This window comes from Corynebacterium sp. HS2168-gen11, from assembly GCF_024834075.1.
In the GTDB taxonomy this organism is placed as follows: domain Bacteria; phylum Actinomycetota; class Actinomycetes; order Mycobacteriales; family Mycobacteriaceae; genus Corynebacterium.
The window spans coordinates 87,496-103,350 of record NZ_JANUXR010000010.1 but is presented as its reverse complement, the minus strand read 5'-3'; the positions used below and the strand labels follow the sequence as shown (position 1 = coordinate 103,350).

The following is a 15,855-nucleotide window of genomic DNA, read 5'->3' as shown; positions in this document are numbered from 1 at the left end:
AAACTGGACAATTAAATCAATGACTCTTTCTATGAAACTCAATATGTGTCCGCTGCCAGTATCAAACCAAGACAATATTGCTTAAAGCATACTGATGAGTGACAGCGTCGATAAGCATTCTGCAGGCAGACATCGCCTGCTGCGACTCCTCCCCTGCACTACGAAAGATCCACTCATTTCCCTCTGTTCTGCGTTTGCTAATGTATGCGAGCCACATACCGTGCAGATTTGCAAGGCACGTGCGAATGACTCGAACATACACAAGAGGCTGGTCGCTTCAGACACGAAACGTCATAAGCAACCAGCCTCTTATGAGACTACAGAGCGTAGCAATGAGATTTTAGAGACTTGGACGACTCTTTCGAACGTCATCGTCATCAATTGGAGCATACTGATCAGAACTCATTGGTACGACCGTCGGCATGATCATTGGCTTGCGTCGCCACGTTTGCTCCACGAACCGTGAGACTTTGCGTCGTAAATGCTGCACCATGCGATATGGATCATTTTCGCCTTCGGCGGCAAGATCGTTCATGGTCTTTTCGACGATCTCCGTGACTTGCGGCATCATTTCCATTGCATCTTCAGAGAAGCCCTTTGCCTGAACAGCTGGGTGCTCCAGCAGGCGGCCGGTGCGGTTATCGATAACTGCAGTAATTGCAATCAAACCACCCTCGCCTAATGCAGTACGATCATCGAGCACTTCTTGATCAATATCGCCCATGGTGACACCATCAACGTAGAGATGGCCAATTGGAATCTGGCCAACCACACGTGCACGACCGTCGATCAGATCAACGACCACACCGTTTTGCGCTAACACACAGTTTTCAGCAGGCACACCCGTGGCAATTGCGAGCTCTTTATTTGCCCGCAGATGGCGCCACTCGCCGTGCACTGGCATGGCGTTCTTTGGACGCGCTGCATTATAAAGGAACAACAGTTCACCAGCATAGCCGTGACCAGAGGTGTGTACCTTTGCATCTTTGCCGGTGACCACTGTGGCACCAATTTGAGCAAGCATATTAATAACACCGAAAACGGCCTCTTCATTGCCCGGAACCAGCGAGGAAGACAGAATGATCAAGTCGCCATCACGCACCGTAATTTGACGGTGTTCGCGGCGTGCCATACGCGATAATGCGGCCATTGGCTCACCCTGAGTACCAGTGGTAATCAACATCACTTTATGCGGCGCCATCTTCGCAGCTTCGTCCATAGGCACGATCACGCCGCGAGGTGCTTGAAGGTAACCGAGCTTTTCTGCAATATCCATATTGCGAATCATGGAACGGCCATTAAAGGCGACTTTGCGACCAGATGCCACAGCAGCATCCACTGCTGCTTGCACGCGATCAACATTTGAGGCGAAGCAGGCAAGAATTACGCGTTGCTTTGCTTCACTAATAAGCCGTTTCAAGGTTGGGCCGATTTCTGATTCGGAACCAGAAATACCAGGTGTGGTTGCGTTGGTGGAATCGCAAAGGAACAGATCGATTCCTTCATCACCAAAGCGTGAAAGCGCAGGAAGATCAGTTGGACGACCAGAAGCAGGAGTTTGATCCAGCTTAATATCACCAGTCATCACGACTAAGCCGGCACCAGTTTTAATAGCAACGCCGAGGCAATCAGGAATAGAGTGGTTAACATTCCAGAAACGAACGTTAAATGGTCCGTGATTGATATTTGAATCAGCATTGACTTCAATCAACTTTGGACGTTGGCGATGCTCGCGACATTTCGCCGCAATTAAGGCACAGGTGAACTTCGATGCCACAATTGGCAGATCTGGGCGCATCTTGAGCAACCATGGGATTGCACCAATATGATCTTCGTGACCATGTGTAATCACCAAAGCCTCAACGGCTTGCAATTTATCTTCAATCGGACCGAAATCAGGCAGGATCAGATCCACACCAGGTTCATCGGACGACGGGAATAACACACCACAGTCAACGATCAGCAACTTGTTGTTGTATTCAAAAACGGTCATGTTACGACCAATTTCAGAAATACCGCCAAGTGCGTATAACCGCAGACCATTGCGTGGTGCTTTCGGTGGCAAAGGCAAACGCTGGGTAAGATCAGCGCCTTGCATCGACTTTACGACGTTGCGCTGTCCACGATTTTCCTTCGCTGCTTTGCCATTATTGTTGCTGGACTGGTTTCGTCCGTTAGTGCCCCCATTATTTGCACTCTCTTGAGACGAACGGCGACCACGGCCATTATTATTGCCGCGGCCTTGCTTGGTTGAACGACCCTGTGTTGGCTCTACAGCCTCTCGGGTGTTCTCTTGTGCAGCCTGGTTATTAGCATCAGTTGATGCCTGAAACACAGGTGCGTCTGCAGTCTCCGGCAGGCCAGCCTTTCGGGTAGCCCGACGGGTACGACTACGAGATTCACTCATTATTTAATACTCCAGCATTTTTCATATCATGGCGTAATGCTTCAAGCTCTTGTGCATTTGCCGCAAGTACTGGTAGTCGAGGTTGTCCAACCTCAATACCCTGTAAATGCAATCCTGCTTTGGCAAGCGTCACTCCACCGAGTCGTGCTTGGGCACGCATGAGCGGAGCTAAAGAAGCATGTATTTGGCGCGCTCGCACCAAATCGCCGTTGTTAAAACATTCATAAACTTCGCGTAACTGTCGTGGTGCCAAATGTCCAATAACTGAAATAAATCCAGTTGCACCGACAGATAGCCACGGTAAATTCAACGGATCGTCACCAGAAAACCATGCCAGCCCCAATGATTGAATCAAAGGAAGTGCTTGTGCAATATTGCCTTTGGCATCTTTCACCGCAGCTACCGTTTCAAATTCTGCGATCCGAGATAACGTATCTGGTTCGATTGCAATGCCTGCACGTCCTGGAATGTCATAGACGCAGATCGGCAAAGGCGTTGCTTTCGCAACAGCAGCGAAGTGTTGGTAAATACCTTCTTGGCTCGGTTTCGAGTAATACGGTGTTACCACTAAAAGCGCATCGGCACCTGCATCTGCAAATGCACATGCGCCTTCGATAGAACTACGAGTGTTATTCGTACCGCATCCCGCAATCAGCGGAATATCAGGACCAACTTCCTCGCGTACAGCTTTGAACAGATCAAGTTTTTCAGCAAGAGTTGTAGTCGGTGACTCACCAGTGGTTCCAGAAAGAACCAAGGAGTTCACACGATTGTCGACAAGATGCCGTGCGAGTTTGACGCCTGCATGTATATCAAGCGCACCGTCTTGCGTAAAGGGGGTGACCATTGCAACGGAGACTGTACCAAAGGTCTCAGCCCCCGTCTTCGTTGCCAAACCTGTGCTCATAACCTTCTAGACTACCTGTTTTCAGCGAAATAGTTTAATTCACAACGCAAGTTTGGCACGAATATGTCACAAGTTTGGGCAGTTTCATTACATATTTTGCCGCAAAAATTTAAGCGTTGTGGCGAAACTTTGACTGCCACAACGCTTATTGTTCCTATTATTTCTATCGCGTACTTTTATAAACTCGGTGGTTATCCTGTTAAAAGTCGGTCACATACGGGCTAATCGCCATTTGTGAACCATCAGCAAGTTGTGTGATCTCAAAATCGCCAAACACAGTCGGTGCTTGTTCTTGCAAAATTTTCAAGCATTCCACTGCAACTTGGCGAATTTCGACATCAGCATGTTCAGTTGCACGCATACCAATAAAGTGACGCCAACTTCTGAAATTGCCAGTAACCACGATTCGCGACTCGGTGGCGTTCGGCAAAATGGCTCGTGCCGCTTGACGTGCTTGTTTCTTGCGCAATAAGGCATTTGGTTCGTCGTCAAGCTTGTCAGCTAATGCCGATACCAGCTCATTGTAGGTAAAACGAGTCTCATCCACAGCGGCCATAAATAACCGCAGCAATTCCTCATCTGCAGCAATCATTGGTGGTACCACTACCTGCGCATCGTCAATATGGACAAAGCGTTGGCTTAATTGCGAAAAACTAAAGTGGCGATGGCGTACCAATTCATGTGTTGCCGAGCGTGAAATTCCGCGGATATACAGCGTCGCGGTTGGATGCTCCAGCAACGCAAGATGGCCGACTTCCATAATGTGGCGGATATAGGCTGCATTGGTTGCTGTACGAGGATTCGGTTTATCGAAAGTCTCATAGCAGGCTCGACCTGCAAATTCGATTAACGATTCGGCATCTTGTGCATCGGTGGACCATGCAATATCCGCTGGTGGATGAAAGGTGCTACATGCCAACAGTTCAACAGAAAGAGATGCTTCGACTGCCATTATACCAAGTCCAAATAGTGCTCGAGGCCAACGGTCAAACCTGGGTGCTCAGTAATATTACGCACGCCAACTAATACCCCTGGTACGAATGAAGAACGATCATAAGAATCCTGACGAATCGTCAGTGATTGCCCTTGGGAACCGAAAATGACTTCCTCATGCGCAACCATGCCACGCATACGCACTGCATGCACTGGAATACCAGCAACAAGAGCTCCGCGTGCACCTGGCAGGCTCTGATCGGTGGCATCTGGCATTGCACCAAGACCAGCTGCCGCACGAGCTTCGGCAATACCTTCGGCAGTATGAATTGCGGTACCAGAAGGAGCATCGAGTTTATTTGGGTGGTGATATTCCACAACTTCGGCAGTTTCAAAGAATTTGGCTGCAAGCTTTGCAAACTGCATGGTCAGAACTGCTGAAATAGCAAAATTTGGTGCGATGAGGCAGTGTGCTTTGCCTTCTTGGCACCACTTATCGACCTGATTCAAACGCTCTGCAGTAAAACCAGTTGTGCCGACGACGCAATGAATACCGCGTGTTAAACAAAACTGCAAGGTATCCATCACTGCATGAGGCGTGGTGAAATCAACAATGATCTCAGTGCCAGTGGACACCAGTTGTTCTAAAGAATCATCGCGATCGATGGTGCAGCTTAATTCCAGATCATCAGCTTGCTCGATACCAGCCACCACTGCTTGTCCCACACGGCCTTGTGCGCCGACGACGCCAACTTTGAAAGTCATGTTTTTACACCCTTCAGCATTCTTCACACAGCAACTCGCACCTTTGGTGCTCGCGCGAGTAGCATCTGTACTCGATTTGTTCTGTGCACCATTGTAGTCTGCGCAGTGGCAGAAGTGTTGCACGCTCATGCTGGCAAATGCGAACTGGTATGGCGAGTTTTATATTGCACTGGATGTTCCTGATTAGGGCGGCGTCAGAAGCGCTCAAAATACGTGGCAGAACTGGCACGGCGTTAGGAGCCAGCGCGGCGTTAGGCGGCAGTGCTGTGCGACGGCAGGTGCGGCGCCGGTACTGTGCTGCGTTAGGTGCGGCGCCAGCGCTGCGTGGCACAAGGCCAGCAAAGGCATCGTGACAGCCGCCAACGCTAAGCGCCAGCAACAATACACAGCAACCAGCTCCTCCGATAACCTAAACTACTACTCACCCACTCCATCTCGACGCTGCTATATGCCTGACTGCTATGTGTACATCACCTCTGACACTTACCCACGAGAATAAGCTCCACACAGCACAACGCCCTTGTGATGTTCAATGTTCATCACAAAGGCGTTGTAGGTTTCGAAGGTTTAATCCTTTACAAGTTTACTTCTCTTCTTCTTTTACCAGGCCAAGCGAGATCTTGCCGCGGTTGTCAATATCAAGGATTTCAACCTCAATCTTGTCACCAACGTTCACAACATCTTCAACCTTTTCGACACGCTTACCGTTGCCCAGCTTGGAGATATGTACCAAGCCGTCACGACCTGGAACCAGGGACACGAATGCGCCGAATGCGGTGGTCTTCACAACGGTTCCGAGGAATCGCTCGCCAACCTTTGGCAACTGTGGGTTAGCAATGCCGTTAATCAATTCGATCGCAGCATCGGCAGCTTCACCACCGGTTGCTGAGATATAGACGGTGCCGTCTTCTTCAATGGAGATATTTGCACCAGTCTTCTCGGTGATCTCATTGATGGTCTTACCCTTTGGACCAATGATTTCACCGATCTTCGAAACAGGAACCTTCACCGAGGTAATACGTGGTGCAAATGGGCTCATCTCATCTGGGGCGTCGATAACTTCTGCCATCGTGTTCAAGATTGCCAAACGAGCTTCCCGAGCCTGTGAAAGAGCTGCAGCCAAAACCTCAGAAGGAATACCATCAAGCTTGGTATCGAGCTGCAAAGCAGTCACGAACTCAGCGGTACCTGCAACCTTGAAGTCCATATCACCGAATGCATCTTCTGCACCCAAGATATCGGTCAACGCAACATAACGAGTTTCGCCATCGACCTCGTCAGATACCAAGCCCATTGCAATACCTGCAACTGGAGCCTTCAGCGGCACACCAGCGTTGTATAGCGACAAGGTGGAGGCGCAGACAGAGCCCATCGAGGTAGAACCGTTCGAACCAAGTGCTTCAGAAACCTGACGGATCGCGTATGGGAATTCTTCACGTGATGGGATCACTGGAATCAAGGCACGCTCAGCGAGGGCACCATGACCAATTTCGCGACGCTTTGGTGAACCCACACGACCTGTCTCACCTGTGGAATATGGTGGGAAATTGTAGTGGTGGATATAGCGCTTCGAGGTTGCTGGGGTCAGCGAATCAATTTGCTGCTCCATCTTGAGCATATCCAAAGTGGTCACACCCATGATTTGAGTTTCGCCGCGCTCGAATAAAGAGGAACCGTGTGCACGTGGAATCAGATCAACTTCCACACCTAGGTCACGAATATCCTTCACACCACGACCATCGATACGGAAGTGCTGCGTCAAAATCATGTGGCGCACAGTCGATTTCATAACCGCGTTATACGCTGCACGAATTTCCTTCGATGCGTTTTCATTATCCTCGAAGTCTGGCAACAACGCTGCTTCAACTTCTTCCATGTATGCGGTCGTAGCGTCGTCACGCTCTTGCTTAGACTTAATGGTCAAAAGCTTGCGCAGCTTATTCGCGCTGAGTTTGTTCACTGCCTCATAAATATCATCGGTATATGGTGGGAACAGTGGGAACTCTTGGGTTTCTTTTGCAGCACGCTTCGCTAAACCGGCCTGAGCACGGCAAAGTACTTCAATAAATGGTTTCGCAGCTTCCAAACCAGCTGCAACAACTTCTTCAGTTGGTGCAGGTTTGCCTTCGCCGATCTTTGCAACCACATTTTCCGTTGCGCCTGCTTCAACCATCATGATGGCAACGTCTTCAACGGTCTTGCCCTTTACCGTCTTTTCGACGATACGTCCGGCAACAACCAGTTCAAATAGTGCAGCCTCATGTTGTGCATGGGTTGGAAATGCCACCCATTGACCCTTTGGATGCTGCTCATCAGCAATCAATGCCACACGAACGCCACCGACTGGGCCAGAAACTGGCAAGCCAGACAATTGCGTTGCAGCAGAAGCACCGTTGATAGCAACTACGTCGTACATGTCTTCTGGGTCTACGGATAATACAGTGACAACAACCTGTACTTCGTTGCGCAGACCTTTGACAAAGGTTGGGCGCAATGGACGGTCGATCAAACGACAAGCCAAAATAGCTTCAGTCGATGGGCGACCTTCACGACGGAAGAAAGAGCCCGGAATACGTCCTGCGGCATACATGCGTTCTTCAACGTCAACAGTTAATGGGAAAAAATCAAAACCCTCACGTGGCTGCGAAGATGCAGTCACAGTTGAGAGCAGCATATTGTCATCATCTAAATAGGTGGTGACAGAACCGCCAGCTTGGCGTGCTAACTGACCAGTTTCAAAACGGATGGTACGAGTACCAAAATCACCATTATCAATGGTGGCGATAGCTTCGGTAATTCCGAATTCTTCATCGTGATTGAAAGAAATATTATTCTTCGCGTTGCTCATTCGTGCACGTTCTCCTCTTTGTTACGCGTGCTTATCGACGGTCTTCGGTGCCGTCTTGCTCAAATATTTTGATTTGTTTTCTTCATTAGAAAAACGCAACAGTTTGTAATCCTATCACGTTTCAGTATCCTAATCAGCTACTTATGAAAAATACTGTGGTTTTCTTTTTCTCATCCCATGTCTTTGTAGCTTTCAGCTTCTGCTATGAGACGTAAGCGCAGCTGATACCTTCCACCGAATGTTACTCAGCGTGTCTTGGTTCAAACCTTCTTAATACACTTCTCATCTATAAGCTGAGCTGGCTAAAAGGAATGCAATATGCAGTTTGCTGTTTCTCGCAGCGGTGACAGTCGGTGATAGCGTGTTCTTACATCATGGCTCACAATATTGCAGAAATACCCACAAGCCATGCCGCAGTAGTAATGACAAGAAAAATCCTGGTAAAGGACGAAAATTGTCTTTTACCAGGATTTTTTGAGAATAACGCGCGTGGCGCTGATTCTACAATCGCACTATTAGCGACGCAGACCCAGACGAGCGATGAGATCGCGGTAACGATCAACGTTATTTGCAGCCAAGTACTTCAACAGGCCACGACGACGACCAACCAGAAGCAGCAGGCCACGACGTGAGTGGTGATCATGCTTGTGGAACTTCAGGTGCTCGGTCAAGGTGTTGATACGAGAGGTCAGCAATGCAACCTGTGCTTCTGGTGATCCAGTGTCGGTCTCATGCAAACCGTACTCAGCCAAAATAGCTTTCTTCTGCTCAGCATTCAGAGCCATGGAATTCTCCTTGATATTTCAGTCCACATAAACAAATACCTCAAGTTCAAACTTGAGCGATTCTCAACTGCTGTGGACCGCAGTAAAAGAAACTTTCCAAACTATAGCACACCTTTTGTACACACGGCAGCACCATACATATAGCAACAAGCGTTCCCGGCGCGGCGCTTGCTCTTGGCAGCAACGCTTGACGACGCAGTCAAGCTTGCAGCGATACAAGCTACACCGGTGCAGTTTTAATGCTCAGGAGTGGTGTCAGCTTCCAAGCGCTGAAGAACTTCCTCGACATCTTGCTTAATAGTGGATACCAGTTCATCAATACTTGTAAACGTCACCATTTCGCGTATGAAGTCAACAAACTCCACCACAATAGAATGGCCATATAAGTCGGCATGTTTGCCAATTACATAACTTTCCACGCTGCGTCGTTTATCACCGAACGTGGGATTATCGCCAACCGAGATTGCTGCTGGATAGCGTGTTCCGCGTTGCATGTCTCCTTCAATTGGTGCTTGGGAGATAATCGTGAGCCATCCTGCATAGACACCATCTTTTGGTAGTGCCACGCTGTCTGGGAAATACAGGTTTGCTGTTGGGAAGCCGAGTTCTTTACCTCCTCGACCGGCGCCACGAATGACTTGCCCATCAATGCTAAATGTGCGCCCTAATGCCCAGTTGGCGTGGGCAACATTGCCAGCTGCGAGGCTTTGGCGAATCAGGGTGGAACAAATAATTTCACCGTCTTCGCTCAGTAATGGCTGTTTGATAACTTCAACACCATAGCGTTGTCCAAGTTCGTGCAAGGTGTCGACGTTGCCAGCGGCGTGTTTCCCAAAGGTGAAGTTCTCTCCTACCACTACAACTCGTGCATGCAGGACGTCTATCAAGATGGTTTTGAAAAACTCCTCCGGGCTTAACTGTGCCATATCGGCGTTAAAGCTCATTGGCCACATATAGTCAGCACCAAGTTCGTGGGCATGAGCTGCACGTTCTGCAACAGTTGCCAGCATTGGTGGCATCAAGTCTGGTCGTAGAATTGCAAGTGGGTGTGGATCAAATGTCAAGACAACCGTTGGGAGCATAAGTTTTTCACCCCAAGTTTTCGTCACATCTAATAAGCTGCGGTGACCTCGGTGCATACCGTCGAAGACACCGATAGTGACGACGGTTTGTCCGAGTGTTGTGGGAATGTCTTGAATGTTGCGCCAAATATTCACGGCTACCAGACTACGTTATTTTTTCTCAAACAGCATAGACTAAGCACTATGTCTTTTTCGCCTGTTGATTCTCTTGCTACTTCTGGCCTCGTGATCGTCGATAAACCCAGCGGCATGACCTCCCATGACGTCGTCGCAAAGCTGCGTCGGATTTTTGGTACTCGTAAAATTGGGCACGCCGGGACGTTGGATCCGATGGCTACCGGTGTGTTGATTTTAGGTATTGAGCGTGGCACCAAATTTATGGCCCATATGGTGCATGAAACCAAAGCCTATACCGCCACAATTTTGCTCGGCCAGGCTACGACCACCGATGATAAGGAAGGCGAAGTGCTTTGTACTGCAACGCCTGAGGAGCTCGCGGGTGTCACTGATGCGGCGATTGCACAAGCGGTAGCTGATTTAACTGGCGATATTTTGCAACGTCCTGCGTCGGTTTCGGCGATTAAGATCGATGGCAAGCGTGCGCATCAAAAAGTGCGCGACGGGGAAACTTTTGAAATTCCGCCTCGCCCGGTGCGTGTAATGCGTTTTGATGTGCTGGAGATGCGTCGGAATGCAGACAGCATTGAGCTTGATGTGGTTGTGGAGTGTTCTTCTGGCACCTATATTCGTGCGCTCGCGCGAGATCTTGGACAAGCGTTGCAGGTAGGTGGGCATTTAATTGCGTTACGACGCACTGAGGTCGGCCCGTTTTCATTAGCAGATGCCAAGACTTTAGAGCAGCTTGCTGAGCAGCCAAGTTTGTTAATGTCATTGGATCAAGCGTTGATTCGTACTCACCCGGTATTAGAGGTCACTGCTGAGGAAGCCTTTGCGCTTTCGCAGGGCAAGTGGTTAGCCCCGCGTAAGCTCAAAGGTGTCTATGCTGCAGTAGCACCGAATGGTCAGGCAGTAGCACTCGTGAAAGAACAGGGCAAGCGTTTAGCCACGGTCTTTGTTGCGCGTCCTTCAACTTTGTAATTGCTTGGTTTGAAAAAGTTTTCTAGGCGAACGTCTACAAGTCAAGCCACCTGCAGCGCATGGCAGGTGGCTTGATCTATATGGATTATAGAGGCGTGGATTATGCCTCAGGTTGATAGTTAGGATCGGCAAGCACGCTCGGTAGCTTCTTCGACCACTCTAAGGAATCGCGGATGCCATCTTCAATGCTTAAGGTTGTGTGCCATTGCAATAATTCACGCGATTTTTGGACATTCGCAAAGCCACCAACCACATCGCCTGGACGCGATGGTCCTTCACTGACCTGAATTGGGGTTGGTAGCACCTTATTCGCCAGCTCAACCATTTCGCGTACAGTGGTACCCTGCCCTGTACCGAGGTTAATCACTGCAAATTTTCCTTCTGCTGCAGCAATATCTGCTGCATGATGTAAGACCGCAACGTGCGCTGCGGCAAGATCCCACACATGGATATAGTCGCGGATACCTGAGCCATCACGAGTTGGCCAGTCGGTACCAGTGATCGTAAACGTACCACCTTGAGAATATGTTTCTAAGATCTTACCCAAGACGTGGCTTGGCTTTTCAATTTGCAAACCGGTGCGATAGTTCGGATCGGCACCAATTGGGTTGAAATAGCGAAGCGCTACGACTTGTAGGTCACTTGCAACAGAAACTGCCTTGAGCAAACGCTCAAAATCTGCCTTGGTTTGTGAATACGGGCTGTGTGGATCAGTCGCGGTGTGTTCATCAAATTCGTAGCCATCAGCTGCCGAATAGATTGAGCCAGAGGATGAGAATACAAAAGTCTTTACTCCGTGTGCCACGACTTCTTCAAGCAATACAATGCCTTGGGCAATATTATTTTCGTAATAGGCCAATGGCTGTTCGGTGGATTCTGGGACCACGATTTTGGCGGCACAGTGAATCACAGCGTCAATTGTGTGCTCGGAAAAAATCTTGCGGAGTAATTCCCTATCGCCGACTTGTCCTTGGTAAAAGGTACGACCGTGGGTGAACTGTACAACACCGGTAGAAAGATCATCGAGGATAATTGGCTCGAGACCTTCGTCTAAACACCGGCTGACAATTGTTGATCCAATAAAACCAGCACCACCAGTAATAAGTACAGCCATGAGTATCCTTTCTCGAACAACTTTTGATCTGACGTCGCTATTTTCCGAAATACTGCAACATGTGTGCAAGCGCTTGTCTTCGAAACATATTCTTGTACGTCTGTCGTTCACGGACGATGAGCATAGTCTCGAGATGTATACACGCAAACGGCAGGTATCAGATCCTTTGGTGTTTATGTTAGCCCACAATCAACATGTCACTGCGATAACATGCACCTTTATTATCTGAAAACTGCCCCCACTTGCACCACCTGTGGCAAAGAAGGATCGCATATCACAACGCACGACCATTTAGGTCACACTGGTCACAGCGATAATAAAACCATTGACAATCGCCCAGCGACCTTCAATGGCAGCAAGTGGTGTTGGGCGCGCTAAAAGATAGGACATAAACGTGCCATCACTGCGAAGATCAATTTCTGCTTGATCAAACCCCAACCAACGATGTGTCAGTGGAAACCACGCCTTATAGGTGGCTTCTTTGGCCGAAAACAACAGTCGATCCGCACACTCGAGTCCTTCAGCTTGCAATCGCTGAATTTGACTGCGCTCATTTTCTCGTGAAATCGATTCTAAGACCCCAGGTGGTAGCGGTAATGCCTGTTCAGCATCTAGCCCCATTGAGCGCACAATTAATCGAGGTGCCACGACAGCAGCGCGAAGACCTTTAGTATGTGTCAGAGATCCAGACACGGATGCCGGCCATAAAGGAACCCCACGTTCTCCTCGTAAAATTGGTTGCGAGGAATTGCGTCGTAAAGCTTGCAATGCTTGGTGAGCACACCAGCGAGCGTCGCCAAACTCTGCTTTCCGCAGATCTACGGCATGTGCCACCAGCGCACGCTCAAGCGGATGCAGCTGCTCGTATCGCCGTAAATCGACGCTATCGGGTTCGACTTGCAACGAAACACATTTCGCTGACGGTGGGAAGAGTTCGGCAGGTATCATACCACGCGCTCCGCCATAACAGGATACGGCCACTGCCCGAGATGGCCTTGCCGATTCCACTCGCGCGGATACCCTAAGGACACTTCGATATGGTCAATGCCATCGACGTTCGTAATCCCAGGAGTATGCAAATGCCCATACACAACCGCTTGCGCAGAATAGCGCTTCGCCCATTCCCTGGTATGCCGAGTGCCACACCACAATCCGATTTCGCTATAGCGCAGCTTAGTTACCGGCTCAATGACCAGCGGCCAGTGATTGACCAAGATTGTCGGGCCTTGAATACGACTGAGCCGCTTAATGGAATACGCAAGTCGGTCCCAACACCAGGCACGAACATCGACAAACGGCGCTATGGCAAATTCGTCGGTGAGCATAATGCCTTTATCACGTGCAGCCTGAATCGATTGTTCTACGCTGCTGTGTTGGCGAAACGAATAATCATACAGCGTAAACAAGGGCACGATTGTGACCCCATGAAAGATCGGATAGGGATCTTCCGGTGTCAGCACGCCAATGCGACGGCAACCACGAACGAGTTGCTCATATTTTTCTCTACCTTGGTAGCGATCTGTTGATCGCGAAAACAACTCATGATTGCCAGGTACCCAAATGACCTTGGCGAAACGCTTGCGCAAACTATTAAGAATCGACAATACGACTTCGGTTCGTTCCGCAACATCACCAGCAACAATCAGCCAATCAAAAGGGTCGCGTGGTTGAATGAGATCAATCATCCGCGCATTCTGTTTCACTGCGCCATGAAGGTCAGCCACTGCCCACAATGTTTGTGCCATTGTGCCTCCTTCCAGGTCCTGCTAGACCCTGCTAGTCGCGTGAACAAATATGCGTACGTTTTATCCTAGCTCACAGTTGCATGTGACGACGCTATCAGGTTGTCGCACATGCCAAATATTTAATATTTCAATCGAGTGTTGCCCATTTCATGGACTGAAAACGGTAGACCACAGCAACCAGGCGAATAGCCATAAATGCTAATAATCCCCACCATAATCCGACTAAACCAGTCTGCAAGAAATACGCCAACCACACACCAGGGATAAAGCCACCAAAGACGGCAAGTAAGGTAATCGAGCGCAAAAATTTACTATCAGATGCTCCCAACAACACCCCGTCGAAAGCAAACACGACTCCCCCTAGCACAACCAACGCCACCAGTTGCCACCATGGTCGAGCAAGTTCTGCAAGTAGAACCGGATCCGTACTAAACAGTGCAGGAATGTGAGAAGCGCCAATGCTTAATCCTGCGGCAAGGATGAGCGCAAAGACGGATGAATACAGCACAATTCGGTGGCCAATCATCCGAGCAGCTGTCACGCTATTGGCCCCAAGTGCCGCACCAACGAGTGTTTGAGCAGCGATTGCCAAAGAATCTAAAATCAGCGACATAAAATTTTGCAGTTGCATAAGCACTTGGTGTGCACCGAGCGCAGCTGGGCTGATTCTACCTGCAACAACGGCTGCAGAAATCATAGCAATTTGGAACGACAATGACCGCAAGATTAAATCTTTGCCCATACTCAGTTGGCTACGAATGATTGCTGTATCAAGCGCCCAACTTCCCTGATGCGCGCGAATAAGCGCAATAAGAAAACAAAGTGCGGTAATAGCTGTCCCGATCAGCGTGGCCCAAGCAGAGCCTAAAATACCAAACCGATTGACCAAAAGGACCACTAATATCGCGCCGGGAATCACTCCTGCCACCGTAAAATACAGTGGCAATTTGGTATTTTGAATCCCGCGCAGCCAACCGTTGCCAGCCATGTCCAGCAGTACCAGCGGAATCCCGAAACTCGTGATTCGAAGCCAAGCGGTGGCAAGTGTTGCAACTTGTGGATCATCTGCAATTAACAGCGTAAAGCTTGGCGCACCTAGCCACATTATCAGCGCTAATACACTACCAACGCACAGAGCGATCCAGGTAGCTTGCACTCCTTCGGCAATTGCGGCGGCACGTTGCCCCGCACCAAATAACCGTGCAGCGCGGGCAGTCGTGCCATAGGATAAAAACGTCAACTGCGTGGTGACAATCGAATACAACGTCGTACCAGTTGCAAGAGCGGCCAGTAAAACTGCACCACCATATTGGCCGACAGCTGCGGTATCAAGTAATAAAAAAATTGGGGTTGCTGCCAGCACCCCTAATGCAGGAAGTGCGAGAGCAAGAATGCCAGCCATGGTAGGTTGCGATGGTACCGCTGGCATTGAGGTTTCAGCTGAAGGATTCACAAGATTCTTTTCACATATATGGAGCTTAACTAGATCTGTACGCCACAAGCGCTTGGTTTTCTCACCTATGGCGGAAAATATCCAAGCGCTTGTCACTGTGCGAATTCGTGTGAGTCGATATCACTCATCATCAGTCTTATACGGATTTGCATCACCTGCAGGCACCGCATTCTTCCGCAATTCTTGCAGTTCCAGATCACGTTGGCGGGCGCGCGCAAGCAGATCTTCCATGCGTGCAGACGTCTCAGGAACCGTATCAAGTTCAAACTTTAACGTTGGAGTAAAGCGTACGGATAGTTGCTCACCGACGATACGCCGAAGTGAACCGCGTGCTTTTTCTAATCCGGCAGCTGCTTGTGCAGTATCGGCAGGCTGATCGATGCTTGTGCCTCGAACCGTGTAGAACACAGTTGCATCGTGTAGATCACCTGTGACGCGGCAATCAGTAATGGTGACAAATGCTAAACGCGGATCTTTGATTTCACGCTCGATCGCAAATGCGACGATTTGTAAAATACGCTTTGCCAAACGTTGAGCACGAGCATTATCGGCCATGAAACAATGACTCCTTCGTAGGATGATAGAGAATGTGATTTCTATCGTAGTCGGCTGTCTGGGAAAAACCCATTGGAGATGAACAAGACCCCAACATATGAGTCTGTTGATTCCTGATATGTTGGGGTCTTGGTTTGAATCAGCTTCAGATACGTAGGAATGG

Annotated in this window: 13 protein-coding genes; 1 reads left to right on the top strand and 12 read right to left on the bottom strand. The window is 49.3% G+C overall.

What is annotated here, in order from left to right; translation table 11 throughout:
• Positions 1-340 precede the first annotated feature (340 nt).
• The 7 genes from NXS99_RS08205 to NXS99_RS08175 all read right to left on the bottom strand — a co-directional run bounded on the left by NXS99_RS08205 (position 341) and on the right by NXS99_RS08175 (position 9,862).
• Positions 341-2,407 (bottom strand): ribonuclease J, encoded by a 2,067-nt coding sequence (locus NXS99_RS08205; protein WP_259288185.1) that lies wholly within the window; start codon positions 2,405-2,407, stop codon positions 341-343.
• Entirely contained in the window at positions 2,400-3,314 is a 915-nt protein-coding gene (dapA, locus tag NXS99_RS08200; RefSeq protein ID WP_259288184.1) for a 4-hydroxy-tetrahydrodipicolinate synthase, read from the bottom strand. Before dapA ends, NXS99_RS08205 begins: the two co-directional genes overlap by 8 nt.
• A gap of 199 nt (positions 3,315-3,513) precedes the next feature.
• The gene (gene thyX / locus NXS99_RS08195) at positions 3,514-4,266 is read right to left on the bottom strand and encodes an FAD-dependent thymidylate synthase (protein ID WP_259288183.1); all 753 of its coding nucleotides are present in this window, start codon (positions 4,264-4,266) and stop codon (positions 3,514-3,516) included.
• Positions 4,266-5,012, bottom strand: a complete 747-nt coding sequence (gene dapB / locus NXS99_RS08190) for a 4-hydroxy-tetrahydrodipicolinate reductase (protein WP_259288182.1) — start codon at positions 5,010-5,012, stop codon at positions 4,266-4,268. The genes thyX and dapB overlap by 1 nt, the downstream gene beginning before the upstream one ends.
• 583 nt (positions 5,013-5,595) lie before the next feature.
• Positions 5,596-7,860 carry a polyribonucleotide nucleotidyltransferase gene (locus NXS99_RS08185; RefSeq protein ID WP_259288181.1) on the bottom strand — a complete coding sequence of 755 codons (2,265 nt, stop codon included), beginning with the start codon at positions 7,858-7,860 and terminating at the stop codon, positions 5,596-5,598.
• Positions 7,861-8,375: 515 nt separating this feature from the next.
• Positions 8,376-8,645: a 30S ribosomal protein S15 gene (gene rpsO / locus NXS99_RS08180; RefSeq protein ID WP_259288180.1), complete on the bottom strand. Its 270-nt coding sequence runs from the start codon at positions 8,643-8,645 to the stop codon at positions 8,376-8,378.
• A gap of 236 nt (positions 8,646-8,881) precedes the next feature.
• Complete coding sequence (locus tag NXS99_RS08175; protein ID WP_396124843.1) at positions 8,882-9,862, bottom strand: bifunctional riboflavin kinase/FAD synthetase; 981 nt, start codon at positions 9,860-9,862, stop codon at positions 8,882-8,884.
• Between the two features lie 48 nt (positions 9,863-9,910).
• On the opposite strand from NXS99_RS08175, the gene truB reads away from it, so the two are divergent.
• Positions 9,911-10,825 carry a tRNA pseudouridine(55) synthase TruB gene (gene truB, locus NXS99_RS08170; RefSeq protein WP_259288179.1) on the top strand — a complete coding sequence of 305 codons (915 nt, stop codon included), beginning with the start codon at positions 9,911-9,913 and terminating at the stop codon, positions 10,823-10,825.
• A gap of 100 nt (positions 10,826-10,925) precedes the next feature.
• Here the strand turns inward: truB and galE are convergent, their stop codons facing one another.
• From galE to rbfA, 5 genes are all read right to left on the bottom strand, one after another.
• The gene (galE, locus tag NXS99_RS08165; RefSeq protein WP_259288178.1) at positions 10,926-11,939 is read right to left on the bottom strand and encodes a UDP-glucose 4-epimerase GalE; all 1,014 of its coding nucleotides are present in this window, start codon (positions 11,937-11,939) and stop codon (positions 10,926-10,928) included.
• 291 nt (positions 11,940-12,230) lie between these two features.
• Positions 12,231-12,887, bottom strand: a complete 657-nt coding sequence (locus NXS99_RS08160; RefSeq protein ID WP_259288177.1) for a 4'-phosphopantetheinyl transferase — start codon at positions 12,885-12,887, stop codon at positions 12,231-12,233.
• On the bottom strand, positions 12,884-13,684 hold the full coding sequence (locus NXS99_RS08155; RefSeq protein ID WP_259288176.1) for a metallophosphoesterase: 801 nt from the start codon (positions 13,682-13,684) through the stop codon (positions 12,884-12,886). The genes NXS99_RS08160 and NXS99_RS08155 overlap by 4 nt, the downstream gene beginning before the upstream one ends.
• A 127-nt stretch (positions 13,685-13,811) precedes the next feature.
• Positions 13,812-15,113 carry an MATE family efflux transporter gene (locus NXS99_RS08150; RefSeq protein WP_259288210.1) on the bottom strand — a complete coding sequence of 434 codons (1,302 nt, stop codon included), beginning with the start codon at positions 15,111-15,113 and terminating at the stop codon, positions 13,812-13,814.
• A gap of 144 nt (positions 15,114-15,257) precedes the next feature.
• Positions 15,258-15,692, bottom strand: a complete 435-nt coding sequence (gene rbfA, locus NXS99_RS08145; RefSeq protein ID WP_259288175.1) for a 30S ribosome-binding factor RbfA — start codon at positions 15,690-15,692, stop codon at positions 15,258-15,260.
• Positions 15,693-15,855 lie beyond the last annotated feature (163 nt).

Excerpts from the sequence above, each read along its gene's own strand:
- dapA (WP_259288184.1), bottom strand. The coding sequence starts at position 3,314 with ATGAGCACAGGTTTGGCAACGAAGACGGGGGCTGAGACCTTTGGTACA.
- NXS99_RS08185 (WP_259288181.1), bottom strand. The coding sequence starts at position 7,860 with ATGAGCAACGCGAAGAATAATATTTCTTTCAATCACGATGAAGAATTC.
- galE (WP_259288178.1), bottom strand. The coding sequence starts at position 11,939 with ATGGCTGTACTTATTACTGGTGGTGCTGGTTTTATTGGATCAACAATT.
- NXS99_RS08155 (WP_259288176.1), bottom strand. The coding sequence starts at position 13,684 with ATGGCACAAACATTGTGGGCAGTGGCTGACCTTCATGGCGCAGTGAAA.
- NXS99_RS08205 (WP_259288185.1), bottom strand. The coding sequence starts at position 2,407 with ATGAGTGAATCTCGTAGTCGTACCCGTCGGGCTACCCGAAAGGCTGGC.
- truB (WP_259288179.1), top strand. The coding sequence starts at position 9,911 with ATGTCTTTTTCGCCTGTTGATTCTCTTGCTACTTCTGGCCTCGTGATC.
- dapB (WP_259288182.1), bottom strand. The coding sequence starts at position 5,012 with ATGACTTTCAAAGTTGGCGTCGTCGGCGCACAAGGCCGTGTGGGACAA.
- rbfA (WP_259288175.1), bottom strand. The coding sequence starts at position 15,692 with ATGGCCGATAATGCTCGTGCTCAACGTTTGGCAAAGCGTATTTTACAA.
- NXS99_RS08150 (WP_259288210.1), bottom strand. The coding sequence starts at position 15,113 with ATGCCAGCGGTACCATCGCAACCTACCATGGCTGGCATTCTTGCTCTC.
- thyX (WP_259288183.1), bottom strand. The coding sequence starts at position 4,266 with ATGGCAGTCGAAGCATCTCTTTCTGTTGAACTGTTGGCATGTAGCACC.
- NXS99_RS08160 (WP_259288177.1), bottom strand. The coding sequence starts at position 12,887 with ATGATACCTGCCGAACTCTTCCCACCGTCAGCGAAATGTGTTTCGTTG.
- rpsO (WP_259288180.1), bottom strand. The coding sequence starts at position 8,645 with ATGGCTCTGAATGCTGAGCAGAAGAAAGCTATTTTGGCTGAGTACGGT.